This window comes from Herbaspirillum huttiense, assembly GCF_004367745.1.
GTDB lineage: Bacteria > Pseudomonadota > Gammaproteobacteria > Burkholderiales > Burkholderiaceae_D > Herbaspirillum > Herbaspirillum huttiense.
The window spans coordinates 854738-871061 of sequence record NZ_CP037993.1; the positions used below are offsets into that span (position 1 = coordinate 854738).

14 protein-coding genes are annotated in these 16324 nt (G+C 63.7%); 3 read left to right on the top strand and 11 right to left on the bottom strand.

What is annotated here, in order from left to right:
* Positions 1 to 3: 3 nt before the first annotated feature.
* The 11 genes from E2K99_RS03920 to E2K99_RS03970 all read right to left on the bottom strand — a co-directional run bounded on the left by E2K99_RS03920 (position 4) and on the right by E2K99_RS03970 (position 13428).
* Positions 4 to 789 carry a lysophospholipid acyltransferase family protein gene (locus E2K99_RS03920; RefSeq protein ID WP_134221403.1) on the bottom strand — a complete coding sequence of 262 codons (786 nt, stop codon included), beginning with the start codon at positions 787 to 789 and terminating at the stop codon, positions 4 to 6.
* 55 nt (positions 790 to 844) lie between these two features.
* Entirely contained in the window at positions 845 to 1402 is a 558-nt protein-coding gene (gene gmhB / locus E2K99_RS03925; RefSeq protein WP_017451462.1) for a D-glycero-beta-D-manno-heptose 1,7-bisphosphate 7-phosphatase, read from the bottom strand.
* A 91-nt stretch (positions 1403 to 1493) separates the two neighbouring features.
* Entirely contained in the window at positions 1494 to 3614 is a 2121-nt protein-coding gene (gene glyS / locus E2K99_RS03930) for a glycine--tRNA ligase subunit beta (protein ID WP_134221404.1), read from the bottom strand.
* Between the two features lie 74 nt (positions 3615 to 3688).
* Positions 3689 to 4606, bottom strand: coding sequence for a glycine--tRNA ligase subunit alpha (gene glyQ, locus E2K99_RS03935; RefSeq protein WP_134221405.1), 918 nt, complete (start codon positions 4604 to 4606; stop codon positions 3689 to 3691).
* Between the two features lie 120 nt (positions 4607 to 4726).
* Positions 4727 to 6352 (bottom strand): apolipoprotein N-acyltransferase, encoded by a 1626-nt coding sequence (gene lnt / locus E2K99_RS03940; protein ID WP_134221406.1) that lies wholly within the window; start codon positions 6350 to 6352, stop codon positions 4727 to 4729.
* Between the two features lie 28 nt (positions 6353 to 6380).
* On the bottom strand, positions 6381 to 7259 hold the full coding sequence (locus tag E2K99_RS03945) for an HlyC/CorC family transporter (RefSeq protein WP_034332131.1): 879 nt from the start codon (positions 7257 to 7259) through the stop codon (positions 6381 to 6383).
* 210 nt (positions 7260 to 7469) lie between these two features.
* Positions 7470 to 9113: a methyl-accepting chemotaxis protein gene (locus E2K99_RS03950; RefSeq protein ID WP_240733845.1), complete on the bottom strand. Its 1644-nt coding sequence runs from the start codon at positions 9111 to 9113 to the stop codon at positions 7470 to 7472.
* A gap of 317 nt (positions 9114 to 9430) precedes the next feature.
* Positions 9431 to 9886 carry an rRNA maturation RNase YbeY gene (ybeY, locus tag E2K99_RS03955; RefSeq protein WP_134221408.1) on the bottom strand — a complete coding sequence of 152 codons (456 nt, stop codon included), beginning with the start codon at positions 9884 to 9886 and terminating at the stop codon, positions 9431 to 9433.
* Entirely contained in the window at positions 9873 to 11000 is a 1128-nt protein-coding gene (locus E2K99_RS03960) for a PhoH family protein (RefSeq protein ID WP_134221409.1), read from the bottom strand. Before E2K99_RS03960 ends, ybeY begins: the two co-directional genes overlap by 14 nt.
* 30 nt (positions 11001 to 11030) lie before the next feature.
* Positions 11031 to 12371 carry a tRNA (N6-isopentenyl adenosine(37)-C2)-methylthiotransferase MiaB gene (miaB, locus tag E2K99_RS03965; protein WP_134221410.1) on the bottom strand — a complete coding sequence of 447 codons (1341 nt, stop codon included), beginning with the start codon at positions 12369 to 12371 and terminating at the stop codon, positions 11031 to 11033.
* A 193-nt stretch (positions 12372 to 12564) separates the two neighbouring features.
* Positions 12565 to 13428: a LysR family transcriptional regulator gene (locus E2K99_RS03970; protein ID WP_051156696.1), complete on the bottom strand. Its 864-nt coding sequence runs from the start codon at positions 13426 to 13428 to the stop codon at positions 12565 to 12567.
* Positions 13429 to 13612: 184 nt separating this feature from the next.
* Here E2K99_RS03970 and E2K99_RS03975 point away from each other — a divergent pair, with 184 nt between their 5' ends.
* The 3 genes from E2K99_RS03975 (at position 13613) to E2K99_RS03985 (ending at position 16316) form a co-directional block, all read left to right on the top strand.
* Positions 13613 to 14221, top strand: a complete 609-nt coding sequence (locus tag E2K99_RS03975) for a cysteine hydrolase family protein (RefSeq protein WP_134221411.1) — start codon at positions 13613 to 13615, stop codon at positions 14219 to 14221.
* 423 nt (positions 14222 to 14644) lie between these two features.
* Positions 14645 to 15274 carry a nucleoside/nucleotide kinase family protein gene (locus tag E2K99_RS03980; RefSeq protein WP_134221412.1) on the top strand — a complete coding sequence of 210 codons (630 nt, stop codon included), beginning with the start codon at positions 14645 to 14647 and terminating at the stop codon, positions 15272 to 15274.
* Positions 15275 to 15365: 91 nt separating this feature from the next.
* Positions 15366 to 16316, top strand: a complete 951-nt coding sequence (locus E2K99_RS03985) for an ABC transporter substrate-binding protein (protein ID WP_134221413.1) — start codon at positions 15366 to 15368, stop codon at positions 16314 to 16316.
* The last annotated feature ends 8 nt before the right edge of the window (positions 16317 to 16324 follow it).

Genomic DNA, 16324 nt, shown 5'->3' on the forward strand with positions numbered 1-16324 from the left:
GCATTACTGCGATGCAGTCGAGGCGGCCGGCCGGGGCGCGCTGTTTTTGTAGACGTCCGGCGAAATCACGCGCATCTCGGATTCTATCCAATTTTCGACGCGCTCGTTCAATTCCTGGGGATTCAGGCCTTCCGGCGAAATCGGCTTGCCGATCGAGACCGTGATGACGCCCGGCTTCTTGACGAAGCTGCCCTTGGGCCAGCATTCGCCCGAGTTCACCGCCACCGGCACCACCAGCGTATTGGTTTCCACGGCCAGGCGCGAACCACCGGCCTTGTACTTGCCCTGCGAGCCCACGGCGGTGCGCGTACCTTCCGGGAACATCATGATCCACTGGCCATCGCGCAGGCGACGGCGGCCATGTTCCAGCACTTGCGCAAAGGCGTCGCGGCCTTTCTTGCGATCGATCGGGATCATGCGCAAGAGCCCGATACCCCAGCCGAAGAAGGGAATGTAGGTCAGTTCCTTCTTGAACACGAACACCAGCGGACGCGGCATGTTGATGACGTAGAAGATGGTTTCCCAGGCCGACTGGTGCTTGGAGAGCAGGATTACCGGCGCATCGGGCAGGTTCTCTGTGCCGCGCATTTCGTAGCGGATGCCGCAGATCACGCGTGCGGTCCAGATCACGAACACGTTCCAGCGTGAAGTCCACCAGTAGCGCTGGGCGTAAGGGAAGGGGGCCGACAGCAGGCAGGCGAAGGACCAGATGATGGTGGCCACGGCCATCAAGACCATGAAGATCACCGAACGCAGAATCAGGACAAGGCGCAAAATCGTTTCTCCCATGCCGAAGCATGTTGTTGTAATGAATGGGGTTGGCTGCGCGGTCGCAGCAACGGCACTATACCGAGACCCCGACCGGCGACTTCAGAATGAAATCAACCACTGCCGATAAATCCGGGAACACCAGCGTGCCCGGCGGCAAGCCGCCCTTGGCCTGGGTCTTCTCGCCCTTGCCGGTCAGCACCAGGTAGGGCGCACAGCCGGCCACATAGCCCGCCTGCAGGTCGCGCAGCGAATCGCCCACGGTCGCCACACCACCGCGCAGGCTGATGTTGAAGCGCTTGGCGATCTCGTGGAACATGCCCGGCTTGGGCTTGCGGCAATCGCAATTGTCATCGGCCGAGTGCGGGCAGAAGAATACCGCATCGATATCGGCACCGGCCTGCTGGGCCGCATTGTGCATCTTCTGGTGGATGGCGTTGAGGGTCTTGATGTCGAACAAGCCGCGCGCCACGCCGGACTGGTTGGTGGCCACCACGACGCGATAGCCGGCCTGGTTCAGGCGCGCGATCGCTTCCAGTGATCCCTTGATGGGGATCCACTCGTCGGGCGACTTGATGAAGGCATCGGAATCCTGGTTGATGACGCCATCGCGGTCGAGAATGATCAGTTTCATTCCTGCTTTCCTTCATGAATACCGCCGCGCCAGGACAAGCCCGTGCGCGGCGGATCGGTGTAGCGTGTACGACAGCCGGCAGCGTGATGGATTACGCCGCCAGCTTGGAAATGTCGGCCACCTGGTTGAGCATGCCATGCAGCGATGCCAGCAGTGCCTGGCGATTCTTGCGCAGCTGCTCGTCCTCGGCATTGACCATCACGTCGTTGAAGAAGGCATCGACGTTCTGGCGCAGTTGCGCCAGGGCCTTGAGCGCACCGGCGAAGTCACCCGCTGCGTAGGCTGCCTGCACCTGCGGACGCGTGGTCTGCATGGCGGCGAACAGGCCTTGCTCGGCGGCTTCCTGCAGCAGGTTTTCCTGCACGGCACCGTGGGCGTCAATGGCCACGCCTTCGATCTTCTTCAGGATGTTGGTGATGCGCTTGTTGGCGGCGGCCAGGGCCTCGGCTTCCGGCAAGGCGGCGAAGGCTTGCACGGCTTGCAGGCGTTCCACCACGTTGTCCAGCACGTCAGGCTGTTGGGCCACCACGGCTTCCACTTCGTTCTGTGCAAAGCCGCGCTCGCGCAGCAGGCCGCGCAGGCGGTCGTAGATGAAGGCCTGCACGTCGGCGCGCGGATCCTTGAAATTGGCGTTGCCGGCGAACAGTCCTGCTGTTGCATCCAGCAAGGCGGTCAGCGACAGCGGCAGGCGCTTTTCGACCAGCATGCGCAGCACGCCCAGGGCATGGCGACGCAGGGCGAACGGATCCTTGTCGCCGGTCGGCTGCAGGCCGATGCCCCAGATGCCGACCAGGGTTTCCAGCTTGTCAGCCAGGGCCACGGCGGTACCGGTGGCGGTGGCAGGCAGGGCGTCGCCGGCAAAGCGCGGCTGGTAGTGTTCGGAAGCGGCCAGTGCCACTTCATCGGACTCGCCGTCATGACGCGCGTAGTACGTGCCCATGATGCCTTGCAGTTCGGGGAACTCGCCGACCATGTCGGTCAGCAGGTCGGCCTTGGCCAGCAGCGCGCCGCGCTCGGCTTGCTTGACGTCGCCGCCCAGCAGGCTGGCGATCTTGCCGGCCAGTGCCTGCACGCGCTCGGTGCGCTGCAGCTGGTTGCCCAGCTTGTTGTGGTAGACCACGTTGGCCAGTTGCGGCACGCGATCAGCCAGGGATTTTTTCTTGTCCTGCTCGAAGAAGAACTTGGCATCCGACAGGCGCGGACGCACCACGCGTTCGTTGCCGCCGATGATGTGTTCGGGGCGATCGGTCTCCAGGTTGGAAACGATCAGGAAGCGCGAACGCAGCTTGCCATCGGCGTCGGTCAGCGCGAAATATTTCTGGTTGGTCTGCATGGTCAGGATCAGGCATTCCTGCGGCACGGCCAGGAATTCATCCTCGAACTTGCATTCGTAGACCACCGGCCATTCCACCAGCGCGGTGACTTCGTCCAGCAGCGAGTCCGGCATCAGCACTTGATCGCCACCGGCCTTGGCCAGCAGCGCAGTGCGGATCTTTTCGCGGCGCTCGGTGAAGCTGGCGATGACCTTGCCCTGCGTGGCCAGTGCCTCGACGTAGGCATCGGACGAGGCGATCTGCAGCACACCCGAGGACAGGAAGCGATGGCCCAGCGTGGTACGGCCGGCATCCAGGCCCAGCGTATTGATCGGCACCACATCATTGCCCAGCAGCGCCACCAGGTAGTGCGCGGGACGCACGAAGTGCACCGTCTCGCCGGCCGCGCGGCCGAACTGGCGCTGGTAGCTCATGACCTTGGGGATGGGCAGCTTGGACAGGCTTTCGTCGAGCGCAGCCTGCAGGCCCACGGCCAGGGCCGAACCCTTGGCGGTATAGGTGTAGAAGAAGCTCTCGGCCTTGCCATCCTGGGCGCGTTCCAGCTGGTCCGGGGTGATGACGGTGGCACCGGTGGAGGCGGCCAGTGCGGCCAGCTTCTTCACCAGCGGTGCCGACGGGCGGCCTTCGGCGTCCAGTGCCACGCTGACCGGCAGCACTTTTTCGCGGATCGATTTGTCCGGAGAGGCGGCGCGCACTTGCGTGATGGCGACGGCCAGGCGGCGCGGCGTCGCATAGGCGGTGGCGGCAGCGCCGGCGTCGAGATAGCCGCGGCTTTGCAGGCCATTGAAGATGCCATTGGCGAAGGCATCGCCCAGCTTGGCCAGCGCCTTCGGCGGGAGTTCTTCGGTGACGAGTTCTACGAGGAGTGTCTGGTTCATGTTGTCTGTCTTGCTGTCTTGCTCGGGACACCGGTCAAGTCAACCGGTGCCGCATGATGTCGTGTTGCTGCGTCTCAGGCGGCAGCATGTGCCGGTGCCTGGCCCAGCATCGGGAAGCCCAGGCGTTCGCGCGATTCGAAGTAGGCCTGCGCCACCGCCCGCGAAAGATTGCGGATGCGGCCGATGTAGGCGGCGCGCTCGGTGACCGAAATGGCGCCACGGGCGTCGAGCATGTTGAAGGTGTGGGCGGCCTTGAGCACCTGTTCATACGCGGGCAGGGCCAGCGGCACTTCCATCAGGCGCTTGGCTTCGGCTTCGTAGTTGGTGAACAGCGAGAACAGGAAGTCGGTGTTCGAGTACTCGAAGTTGAAGGTGGACTGTTCCACTTCGTTCTGGTGGAACACGTCGCCATAGGTCAGGTGCTTCTTGACGCCGTTCTCGGTCCATTCGGTCCAGACCAGGTCATAGACGTTTTCCACGCCCTGCAGGTACATGGCCAGGCGCTCGATGCCGTAGGTGATCTCGCCCAGTACCGGCTTGCAATCGAGGCCGCCGACCTGCTGGAAATAGGTGAATTGCGTCACTTCCATGCCATTGAGCCAGACTTCCCAACCCAGGCCCCAGGCGCCCAGGGTGGGGTTTTCCCAGTCATCCTCGACGAAGCGCACGTCGTTTTGCTTCAGATCCAGTCCCAGCGCCTCCAGCGAGCCCAGGTACAGGTCCAGGATGTTTTCCGGCGCCGGCTTCAGGACCACCTGGTACTGGTAGTAGTGCTGCATGCGGTTGGGGTTTTCGCCATAGCGGCCATCCTTGGGACGGCGCGAAGGCTGGACATAGGCGGCGCGCCACGGTTCCGGGCCGATCGCGCGCAGGAAGGTTGCCGTGTGCGAGGTGCCCGCGCCGACTTCCATGTCGTAGGGTTGCAGCAGTGCGCAGCCCTGGGCGTCCCAATATTCTTGCAACTTGAGGATGATTTGTTGAAATGTCAGCATCGTGTGTGGTGGCCTGGCGAACCGGCGGAGGAATTGCGAAAACCTTGAATTTTAGCGCCTTTTGGGGCGTTTGACCCGGTTTTGCCAGGGCGCGGCACTGCCGGGCCCTGGCATCGGAGATCAGTGGCGAATGCGCGCGGCCTTGTTGCGGCCCCAGGCCAGCAGCAGCATCAGCAGCGCCAGCCCGACGATGAGCTTGTTGCCCAGCAGAATGTAGGGGGTCTGGCCGCCATAGCCCTGCACCTGGCCGGAGAGCACGCCGCGCGTGTAGGGCGGCAGTTCGCTGACTGCGCCGCCCGGCAGGATCACCGCCGTGGCTCCGGTGTTGGTGGCGCGCAGCATCGGGCGGCCGGTTTCCAGCGTGCGCATCTGCGAGATCTGCAGGTGCTGGGGCAGGGCGATCGAATTGCCGAACCAGGCAATGTTGGACAGGTTCAGCAGCAGGCTGGCCTGCGGCTGGCCGGCACGGTAGGCATCGCGCAGCTGGCCGGCGATTTCTTCGCCAAACAGATCTTCGTAGCAGATGTTGGGCAGCACCCACTGGTCCTTCACGCCGAAGGGCGACTGCACCGGCGCGCCGCGCGTCATGTCGCCCAGCGGGATGTGCATCAGGTCGACGAACCAGCGAAAGCCCGGCGGGATGAATTCACCGAAGGGCACCAGATGGTGCTTGTCGTAGCGGTAGGGCATCAAGGCCGATCCCAGTCCGGGGCCGAAGCCCAGCACCGAATTGGCATACAGCTGCGGACCATCGGAGAGCGGAATGCCCAGCGCCAGATGGCTGCCGCTCTTTTGCGCGAAGCGCGCGATGCGTTCCAGATAATCCGGCGGCAATTGCTGCGGCAGCAGCGGGATGGCGGTTTCCGGGGTGGCGATCAGGTCGGCCGGCGCGGCGCTGATCATCTGTTCGTACATGCCGAGGGTGGAGACCAGGGCATCGTTGGAGAATTTCATTTCCTGCGGAATGTTCCCCTGCAGCAGGCGCACCGTGATCGGCTGGCCTTGTGGCGCGGTCCAGTGCGCCAGCCGCAAGGCTACGCCGCCCGCGCACAGCAGGGCCGCAGCACACAGCGGCAGCACGATGCGCTGGCCAGTGCCCGCCACGCCCTTGCGCGTGAGGCCCATCCACAGCAGCGCCAGGCTGCCAGCGATGAGCGCTGCGACCCAGCCGACGAAATAGACGCCGCCCACCGGGGCGAAGCCGGCCAGGGGGCCAACCGTATGCGCATAGCCCGAAATCAGCCAGGGGAATCCCGTGAAGATCCAGCCGCGCGCCCACTCCGACAGCGCCCACAGCGCCGGCAGCATGAACAGCGCCAGCACCAGCGGCGAAGACGACCAGCGATGGCGCAGCCAGCCAGCCAGCGCGGTAGCCGCACCCGCATACAAGCCCAGATAGAGCGCCAGCAAGCCCACGGCCAGTGCCGCCATCCAGCCCGGCATGCCGCCGTAGTCATGCATGCTGATGTAGAGCCAGTGCACGCCCGCCGCCGCCCAGCCGAAACCGTACAGCCAGCCGCGCAGGAAGTGGCGGCCGGTGGAGGCTTGCGGTTGCGCCAGCACGCCATGGAACAGCCAGGCCAGGGCCAGGATCTGCAAGGGCCACAGCTTGAAGGGCGCGAAGGCGAAGACGTTGACCGCACCCGCTGCGACCGGCAGCAGCAGGGCCAGCGCCGTGCCGAGGCGACCGCGCGCAGCGGTCGCGCCGCGCGGCAGCGGCAGGTCTTGGGAGGAGGGGGAAGTCACGGTTGCAACGGCAGGCAGATCAGGCGAGTCACTCGTCGTCCAGCGGTGCCGGCGGCAGCTTGGACACCAGCAGCACGTGTACTTGGCGCGCATCGGCGCGCAGCACTTCGAAGTGCAGGCCATCGATGTCGAATTCGTCGCCCTTGCGCGGCACGCGGCCCACGTGATTGGCGACCAGTCCGCCGATGGTGTCGGCGTCTTCGTCGGAGAAGCGGCTGCCCACTTCGGCGTTGAACTGCTCGATCTCGGTCAGGGCTTTCACGCGCCAGCGCGCGCCGTGCGGGCCATCCTTGAGGGCCAGCACGTTGTCTTCGGCTTCATCGAAATCGTATTCGTCCTCGATGTCGCCGACGATCTGTTCCAGCACGTCCTCGATGGTGATGAGGCCGGCCACGCCGCCGTATTCGTCCACCACCACGGCCATGTGGTTGCGGTTGGCGCGGAAGTCGCGCAGCAGCACGTTCAGGCGCTTGGATTCGGGAATGAAGATGGCCGGGCGCAGCATGTCGCGCACGTCGAAGGATTCCTCGGCGTAGTAGCGCAGCAGGTCCTTGGCCAGCAGGATGCCGATCACCTTGTCGCGCTCGCCATCCACGGCGGGGAAGCGCGAGTGGGACGTGGCCAGCACTTCGGGCATCCAGGTTTCGATCGGTTTGGAAATGTCGATGGTGTCCATCTGCGAGCGCGGCACCATGATGTCGCGCACGGCCAGGTCGGAGACCTGGAACACGCCTTCGATCATCGACAGCGCATCGGCGTCGATGAGATTGCGCTCGTGTGCGTCGTGCAACACTTCGAGCAGTTCTGCCCGGTTCTCGGGCTCGGGGGAAATCAGTGCGGTGAGTCGTTCAAACAGGGAACGATGGGGTTTAGCGTCAGACTTGACGCTACTAGGGTGATCTTGCATGGCGTTAGGCGCGAGCCCGACGTAGTTTCGAAGAGCCATAGGATACAACAATTATGTGACAAGTCCACTAAAGGCCCGGCCACAGCGGGCCGCCGCCCCGCTTGCTCCTTGGAAATTCCGATGTGTTTACGCCATTGCACCGAGCAAAAAAAAGCCGGCATACACGATGCCGGCAAGTACACCCTCAGGGAAAAACTTTCTGCCTGGTGCTCAGGCGTAGCTCAGGGCCGGCATCGCCGTGTCCTGGGAATATTGCACAGCGGCCTGCTGCGGGCCGCGCACTGCGGTCGGGCCGGCCTGCTCGGCCGTGAGCTTGAAGATGCTCACCACATCGGTCAGGGCCACGCTCTGTTGCTGCATGGACGCGGCGGCCGCGGCAGCCTGTTCCACCAGGGCGGCGTTCTGCTGGGTGGTTTCGTCGATCCGGGCCACGGCGGTGTTGATCTGTTCCAGGCCGGCGGTCTGCTCGGTGCTGGCGGCGCTGATGTCCTGCACGATGTGGGTCACGCTCTGGATGCTCCTGACCACTTCGTCCATGGTCGAGCCGGCTTCGCTGACCTGCTTTTCACCGGTGGCGACCTTGGCGACCGATTCATTGATGAGCGCCTCGATTTCCTTGGCGGCAACAGCCGAGCGCTGGGCCAGCGAGCGCACTTCGGAGGCAACCACCGCGAAGCCACGGCCTTGTTCACCGGCACGGGCCGCTTCCACGGCGGCGTTCAAGGCCAGGATGTTGGTCTGGAAGGCAATGCCGTCAATCACGCTGATGATGTCCACGATCTTGTGCGAGGAGGTGCTGATGGCGTGCATGGTTTCGACCACGCGGTTCACGGCGGCTCCGCCCTTGGTGGCCACGTCCGAGGCATTGTCGGCCAGGCGCTTGGCTTCGCGGGCATTGTCGGAGGTCTGCTTGACGGTGGCAGTCAGCTGCTCCATCGCCGAGGCGGTTTCCTGCAGCGAGCCGGCTTGCTGTTCGGTGCGGTGGGACAGATCCATGTTGCCGCGCTTGATTTCGTCGGAGGCCACGGCGATGGTGTCGGTACCATGGCGCACTTCACCGACGATGGCCACCAGGCTGTCATTCATGCCCTTGAGCGCGGCCATCAGCTGGCCCAGCTCATCCTTGCTGGTGACCTCGATGCGGCTGCCCAGATCACCCGACTGCACGCTCTGCGCCACGCTCACGGCCTGGGCCAGCGGACGGGAGATCGAGCGGGTCAGCAGCCAGGCGATCAGGCCACCCAGGACCAGGGCCGCAATGCTGGCTCCCGTCATGGTCCACTTGGCCATGGCGTAGGCGGCTTCAGCTGCGTCCACATTGGCTGCGGAATTCTTGCGCAGCAGCTTGTTGAATTGCTCCACGTGGGCAATCACGCGATTGAGGATGGGCATGCAATCCTTGACCAGCGAAGTGCGTGCCGCTTCGTTCTGTTGCGAGGTCGCCAGCTTGACGATGTTGACGGCCACCGGCAGGTATTGCGCCTCCAGCTTGCGCAGTTGCTCCAGCATGTCGCGTTCCTGCGGCGTGGTCGCCGGATCTTGCATCAGGCGGGTCAGCTCGGCCATGCCGGAATCGATATCTTTCTGGGCGCTGCCGACCAGGTCGAGATCGCCTTTCTGTTCGGCAGTCCCATTGACCAGCGTCAGGTTGCGGGCCGCAATGGCGCGCAGGCCCACGGCGAATTGCACTTTGGAAAGTGCTTCAAGCTTGCCCTCGTCGATGGAGGTCAGGAAGACGATGCGATCATTCAGACGCGAGACTTGCTGCAGGCCGAAGCTGGCGACGGCCACCAGCAGGACCAGTACGGCGGCAAAGCCAAGGCCAAGACGATGGCCGATCTTCAGGTTCTTCATGACATCCTCCCCGATGGGTTTAATTGGTGTGGAAGCATTCTCGTTCAGCCGGAGTCCGCTTCCCATCGGGCTTTTCCTGAATTGCCTAGTTAAATGTCAGCGGAAAATCACCGTCAAATTGTCACTCCATTACGAAACGGAAAAAATCGATGATCACATCGGAAAAACCGATTACTTTTTGGCGTGATAAAGCGGCAACGGCTTGAGGCAAAGCAACAAAAATGAAACCTGGGCCGGAAACAAAAAACGGCCTGCAGTAGCAGACCGTTGTTTGCGACATCAGATTGCGTTGCCGAAGCGGCAAGGCAGTCCTTGCTTCAGCGTGACTTGTAGGGATTGTCGTAGCCCAAGGTAGCCAGGATCTCGGTTTCCAGCGCTTCCATCTCGTCGGCTTCCTCATCGTCCTCGTGATCATAGCCCTGCGCATGCAGCACGCCATGCACCACCAGGTGAGCGGTGTGTTCTTCCACGGTCTTCTTCTGCTCGGCGGCTTCCTTCTCCAGCACGTCGGTACAGAAGATGATGTCGGCTTCGGTGACTTCGCTGTCTTCATCTTCCGTATAAGCGAAGGTCAGCACATTGGTGGCGTAGTCCTTGCCGCGATAGTCGCGGTTGAGGTCACGGCCTTCTTCGGAACCGACGAAACGCAGCGTCAGTTCGGCCGGCGCAAACAGCGCGGCCTGCACCCAGCGGCGCAGGAGAGGGCGGGTGATGCTGTCCTTGAGGCGGTCGTCGGCATATTGCACCGACAGCGTGAGTTTATGTTTTGGCATGGCGCGGCTTGGCGGATTTGGTCAGGAGATTGGTGGCAGTGCGGGCAGTGGCGCGCGCGGTATCCGGGCGCGGGTTGCCGGCGGCATCATAGGCATCGACGATGCGCGCCACCAGCGGATGGCGGACCACGTCGGCACTGGTGAAGCGCGAGAAGGCGATGCCGCGCACGTCATGCAGCACCGACAGCGCATCGACCAGGCCGCTCTTCTGGCCGTGATGCAGGTCGACCTGGGTGACGTCGCCGGTGATGACGGCCTTGCTGCCGAAACCGATGCGGGTCAGGAACATCTTCATCTGTTCCGGCGTGGTGTTCTGCGCCTCATCCAGAATGATGAAGGCGTGATTGAGCGTGCGGCCGCGCATGTAGGCCAGCGGGGCGATCTCGATGGCCTGTTTTTCGAAGAGCTTCTGCGTGCGGTCGAAGCCCAGCAGATCATACAGCGCGTCATACAGCGGACGCAGATATGGGTCGACCTTCTGCGCCAGATCGCCCGGCAGGAAGCCCAGGCGCTCACCCGCTTCCACGGCCGGGCGCGTGAGCACGATACGCTGCACGGCATCGCGTTCCAGCGCATCGACCGCGCAGGCCACGGCCAGGTAAGTCTTGCCGGTACCGGCCGGGCCGACACCGAAGGTGATGTCGTGTTCGAGGATGGCATTCAGATACTGGCTCTGATGCGGCGTGCGTCCGCGCAGGTCGTGCTTGCGGGTCTTCAGGATGGGGCTCTCGGGTAGCGGGTCCTGGATGTCCTTGTCATCGGCGGCAGGCGCAGCCGGTGCAGCAGCGGCCTTGCCACGGCGCGCCGGCAGTGGCGGCAGGCCGGCTTCTTCATCGGCGGCGGCGTTGGCACGCTGCTCCACCAGGGCCAGCTGGATATCGTCCACGGCCACCGGTCGGTCGGCCTTTTCGTAGAAACGTTCCAGCACTTCCACTGCGCGTTCGGCATTGGTGCCGGTGACCACGAAGCGGTCGCCACGGCGGAAGATTGTCACGTCCAGCGCGGCGGAAATCTGGCGCAGGTTTTCATCGAGCGCACCGCACAGGTTGGCCAGGCGCTTGTTGTCCAGCGGCTGGGGCGTGAAGTGATGAGGCTGATTGGGGATTTTTTTCAATGCACGATTCCGGTTAAGGGGATTGAATCATCAATGACGGGTCACGATCTCGCCACGCAGCGAGAAGGGGAAGGCTTCGGTCACGCGGACTTCGAGGATCTCGCCGATGAGGCGCTGGCCGTTCGGACCACCGTCGAAGTTGACCACGCGATTGCTCTCGGTGCGGCCTTGCAGCTCATGCTCGCGGCGTTTGGAAACGCCTTCCACCAGCACCTTTTGCACCGTGCCGACCTGCGCGGCACTGATCTTGGCCGCGTTCTCGTCGAGCGCGGCCTGCAGGCGCTGCAGGCGGGCCAGCTTGACTTCCTGCGGGGTGTCGTCGGCCAGGCTGGCGGCCGGCGTGCCGGGGCGCGGGCTGAAGATGAAGGAGAAACTGTTGTCGAAGCCCACATCGGCCACCAGCTTCATGAGCGCTTCGAAATCTTCCTCGGTCTCGCCGGGGAAGCCGACGATGAAGTCCGATTGCACCGTGATATCCGGACGCACCTTGCGCATGCGGCGGATCACCGACTTGTATTCCAGCGCGGTATAGCCGCGCTTCATCGCCGCCAGCGTGCGGTCCGAGCCATGTTGCGCCGGCAGGTAGAGGTGATTGCAGAGCTTGGGCACCTTGGCATAGGTGTCGATCAGGCGCTGCGAGAATTCCTTGGGATGGCTGGTCACGAAGCGGATGCGCTCGATGCCCGGCAGCTCGGCGATGTATTCGATCAGCAGGGCGAAGTCGGCGATCTCGCCATCTTCCATCACGCCGCGATAGGCATTGACGTTCTGGCCCAGCAGCATGATTTCCTTCACGCCCTGGTCGGCCAGCCCGGCCACTTCGGTGAGCACATCCTCAAAGCGGCGCGAGACTTCCTCGCCGCGCGTATAGGGCACCACGCAGTAGCTGCAATACTTGCTGCAGCCTTCCATGATGGAGACATAGGCAGTCGCCCCTTCCACGCGGGCCGGCGGCAGGTGGTCGAACTTCTCGATCTCGGGGAAGCTGATGTCCACCTGGGGACGGCCGCTGTAGCGCCGCTCGGAGATCATCTGCGGCAGGCGATGCAGGGTCTGCGGGCCGAACACCATGTCCACGAAGGGCGCGCGCTTGATGATGGCGTCGCCTTCCTGCGAGGCCACGCAGCCGCCCACGCCGATGAGCAGGTCGGGTTTGTCCTTCTTCAGCGCACGCAGGCGGCCCAGGTCGGAAAACACCTTCTCCTGCGCCTTCTCGCGAATCGAGCAGGTGTTCAGCAGGATCACGTCGGCCTCTTCCGGACGATCGGTCTTGACGAGGCCTTCGGCGAGATGGAGCACGTCGGCCATCTTGTCCGAGTCGTACTCGTTCATCTGGCAGCCGAAGGTTTTGATGAATACTTTTTTCTGCATAAATCTTTATCAGGCGAAGAGCGCAGGAAGGACGCATGGAACATGCGCGCGCCGGCGAGGAGGAGGGCGGCGGGCCGCTGGAATCTGCTGCTGCAGCGGTGGTGGAGCCCATCCCCGGAGGTTCGCGATTATAGCACCGCAGGCCCCGTGCAGCCGCCGCCAGCGCCGGGCGGGCCTGTCCATGAGGCAATTCTCAGAGTTGCGCGCAGCAGTCCTGCAGCCATGCCAGCACGGCGCGCAGCCGGGGCAGGGTCTTGAGGTCGCGATGGAATACCGCCCACAGTTCGCGCTGCAGCTGTGGCGCGGACTCCACAGTCTGCAGTTCCGGTGCCAGCAGATAGCTTGGCAGCAAGGCCAGCCCGACCCCGGCGCGCGCGGCCATGCACTGCGCCACCAGGCTGGTGCTGCGCAAACGCACCGGGTTGCCGGCGGCATGGTCGGCGATCCAGCGCGTCTCCGGAATGTCCGGCACGCCATCGTCATAGGCCACGAAGGGCGCCGTCTTGCGCGCCCGTCGCCAGAGCGCGACGTTGTCGGCCGTGCCACACAGGTAAAAACGCACCGCGCCCAGCGGCCGGGCAATCAGTTCGCCATCCTGGGGCTTGCCGAAGCGCAGGGCCAGGTCGGCCTCGCGCCGCGCCAGGCTCAGGGTCTGGTGGCCCAGCGCGAATTCCACATCCAGCGCTGGCCATTGCTCCAGCAGAGCGGGCAGGCGCGGGGCCAGGAACATGGTCCCGATGGCATCGGTGCAGGCCAGGCGCAGCTTGCCTTCCAGCCGCAGGTCCCCGCCCGCCAGGGTGCGCGCCAGTTGCCGCGTCTGTTCCTGCATGGCGCGGGCAGCCGTCAGCACGCTCTCGCCCAGGCGGGTCAGTTCCACATCCTCGGCGCGGCGCAGGTACAGCGGACCCTGCAAGGCCTCTTCCAGCAGTTGCAGGCGGCGGCCGATGGTGGCATGCGTGACGCCCAGCGCGCGGGCCGCGCCGGAGAGGCTGCCGGCTTCGACGAAGGCGGCGAAGCTGCGCAGGCTTTCCCAGTCGGCATCCAGGGCGGCATGCATGGCTTGCGGGGAGGGCAAGGGCGCGGCCTTGCTGCGGGCTGTTAATTTTTTCACAGGGGGCTGGCGATTTTGGTGAATGGCAGTGCGAATTTTATCGGACTAAGATGGTCCGTCACTGTGCATTGACGTTCAGTTGCAGCGTTTTATCGACTTCTCTCGAACATTTTTTAACAAGGAACCGCGCATGTCCTCTCCCCAGACCTTGATCCAGATCGCCGGTGGCAGCGCCCGCGCCGCCACCTGGCAGGAAGCCGTCCTGCTCATCATCGACCACCAGACCGAATACACCACCGGCCGCGCCCCGCTGGCCGGCATCGATGCCGCGGTCGGCCAGATCGCCGAGCTGCTGCGCCAGGCCCGTGCCGCCGGTGCGCCGGTGATCCACATCGTCCACCACAGCAAGCCGGGCAGTGCCATGTTCGATCCGCAAGGTCCGCACGTGGCCATCATCGACGGCGTGCAGCCGCAGGGTGAGGAGGTGGTGCTGCCCAAGGGGCTGCCCAATGCCTTCGCCGGTACTTCGCTGGACGAGGCCATCAGGAAGACCGGCCGCAAGTCCCTGATCGTGACCGGTTTTGCTACCCACATGTGCGTGAGCGCGACCGTGCGCTCGGCACTGGACCATGGCTATGCCTCCACGGTCGTGGCGGCTGCCTGCGCTACCCGCGACCTGCCAGATCCCCTGGGCGGTGCGCCGGTCAAGGCGGTCGAGGTCCAGCGTGTGGCGCTGACCGAACTGGCCGATCGCTATGCCACCGTGGTAGCAGATGCGGCGGCGCTGGCCGGGGCCTGATCTCATTGCATCACGGCTTTTTCGCACGGCGCGGAAAAGACAATCACAAGGACGCTACCACCGAGGTAGCGTCCTTTTTTCATGCAGTCTGAAAATGATCTGACTTATTCATAAGGGGATCGATATCGAAAAAATTCAAAGAAAATTTCATCACGTTGACGACGAGGAACTAGCAATAATTAGAAATAACGCATGAATATTCAGGAGTGCTGAAATTCAGGAGACAGAATCGCTTAGTTTGTCGGCTTTCCGCAATTCGCTCATGTCCGCATCCGGTTGGCACGACAGCCGCCTGCCATGCGGCAGATGGGCGAGGCAAGCACAGCAGGAGAAGCTGCTGTTGTGCTGCATTTCAATAAAGAACGCGCAAGGCGCGTGTGGACGGTCTGACAGGCCGTCCTTAGAAAAAGGAATGAGTCGACCATGATTCCGGCCCCCTTCAGCGACCGGCTCGCAGCGCTGCTGGCCCGAGGCCAGCGCACCATACTCGGTATCGCCGGTCCGCCCGGCAGCGGCAAGTCCACGTTCGCCGCTGCGCTGCTGGCGCATGCACAGGCGCAAGGGCTGACGCAGTCCGTCATCCTGCCCATGGATGGCTACCACCTCGCCAATGCGGAGCTGGCACGCCTGGGCCGCGCCACGCGCAAAGGGGCGGAAGATACCTTCGACAGCGCCGGCTACGTCCACCTGCTGGCGCGGCTGCGTCAGCAGCAGGCCGATGAAGTCATCTACGCACCGCAATTCCTGCGCGAGATCGAGGAAGCCATTGCCGGCAGCATCGCCATCCCTGCTGACACCCGGCTCATCATCACCGAAGGCAATTACCTGCTGCTCGACCGCGGCCACTGGTCGCGCGTGCGGCCCTTGCTCGATGAGGTCTGGTATGTCGATGTCGAGCCTGCCGTGCGGCTGCAGCGGCTGATTGCGCGCCACGTACAGTTTGGCCGCAGTCCGGCCGAGGCTGAAGCCTGGGTGATGAACAGCGATGAAATCAATGCAGCGCTGATCGAAACGACGCGCAGCCGTGCCGACCAGATTGTTCGCCGGGACTGACGGTTCCGGCGTGTTGTATGCAGCAAGCAGCAAAGGGCCGCGACAGGCCCCAGCCATCCCCCTCGAACTTCCAACAAGAACGGAGACCAGCATGATCCAGAAAACCCTCGCCATCGCCTGCGCCACTCTTGCACTGGGCGCCGCCACGACCCCTGCACAGGCCGCCGACAAGCCCCTGAAATCGGTCGGTGTCACCCTCGGCGATTTGGCCAATCCCTTCTTCGTGGCCATCGCCAAGGGCGCTGAAAGCGGCGCCCACAAGATCAATCCGGACGCCAAGGTCACCGTGGTCTCCTCCAAGTATGACCTCAACACCCAGGTCGGCCAGATCGAGAACTTCATCGCCAACAAGGTTGACCTGATCGTGCTCAACGCCGCCGATTCCAAGGGCATCGGACCGGCCGTGAAGAAGGCCAGGAAGGCCGGCATCGTGGTGGTGGCCGTGGACGTGGCCGCAGAAGGTGCGGATGTGACCGTCATGTCGGACAACACCATGGCCGGCGCCGAGTCCTGCAAGTTCATCGCCGACAAGCTGCAGGGCAAGGGCAATGTGGTCATCGTCAATGGTCCGCCGGTCTCGGCCGTGATGGATCGCGTCACCGGCTGCAAGGCCGAGTTCAAGAAATCGCCCGGCATCAAGATCCTCTCCGACAACCAGAACGCCGGCGGCAGCCGTGATGGCGGCATGACCACCATGTCCAATCTGCTGGCCGCGCAAGGCAAGATCGATGGCGTCTTCGCCATCAACGACCCGACTGCCATCGGGGCCGAACTGGCGATCCGCCAGGCCAAGCGCAGCGACATCAAGGTCATCACCGGAGTCGATGGCGCACCCGATGCCGAGCGCGCGCTCAAGGACAGCAAGTCGCTCTTCGCCGCCTCGCCCGCGCAGGACCCGTATGGCATGGCTGCTGAAAGCGTGGCCATCGGCTATCAGGTCATGAATGGCCGCGCCCCCGAGAAGGCCGTCAAGCTGCTGCCGGTCAAGCTGATCACGCGCGACAACGTGGCGGATTACAAGGGCTGGGTCCCGGCCAACTGAAGCCACGT

Coding starts and splice junctions, on each gene's coding strand:
- gmhB (WP_017451462.1), bottom strand. CDS start 1,402: ATGAAACTGATCATTCTCGACCGCGATGGCGTCATCAACCAGGATTCC.
- E2K99_RS03950 (WP_240733845.1), bottom strand. CDS start 9,113: ATGAAGAACCTGAAGATCGGCCATCGTCTTGGCCTTGGCTTTGCCGCC.
- glyS (WP_134221404.1), bottom strand. CDS start 3,614: ATGAACCAGACACTCCTCGTAGAACTCGTCACCGAAGAACTCCCGCCG.
- glyQ (WP_134221405.1), bottom strand. CDS start 4,606: ATGCTGACATTTCAACAAATCATCCTCAAGTTGCAAGAATATTGGGAC.
- E2K99_RS03920 (WP_134221403.1), bottom strand. CDS start 789: ATGGGAGAAACGATTTTGCGCCTTGTCCTGATTCTGCGTTCGGTGATC.
- E2K99_RS03975 (WP_134221411.1), top strand. CDS start 13,613: ATGTCCTCTCCCCAGACCTTGATCCAGATCGCCGGTGGCAGCGCCCGC.
- E2K99_RS03980 (WP_134221412.1), top strand. CDS start 14,645: ATGATTCCGGCCCCCTTCAGCGACCGGCTCGCAGCGCTGCTGGCCCGA.
- ybeY (WP_134221408.1), bottom strand. CDS start 9,886: ATGCCAAAACATAAACTCACGCTGTCGGTGCAATATGCCGACGACCGC.
- E2K99_RS03970 (WP_051156696.1), bottom strand. CDS start 13,428: ATGCATGCCGCCCTGGATGCCGACTGGGAAAGCCTGCGCAGCTTCGCC.
- E2K99_RS03945 (WP_034332131.1), bottom strand. CDS start 7,259: ATGCAAGATCACCCTAGTAGCGTCAAGTCTGACGCTAAACCCCATCGT.
- miaB (WP_134221410.1), bottom strand. CDS start 12,371: ATGCAGAAAAAAGTATTCATCAAAACCTTCGGCTGCCAGATGAACGAG.
- E2K99_RS03985 (WP_134221413.1), top strand. CDS start 15,366: ATGATCCAGAAAACCCTCGCCATCGCCTGCGCCACTCTTGCACTGGGC.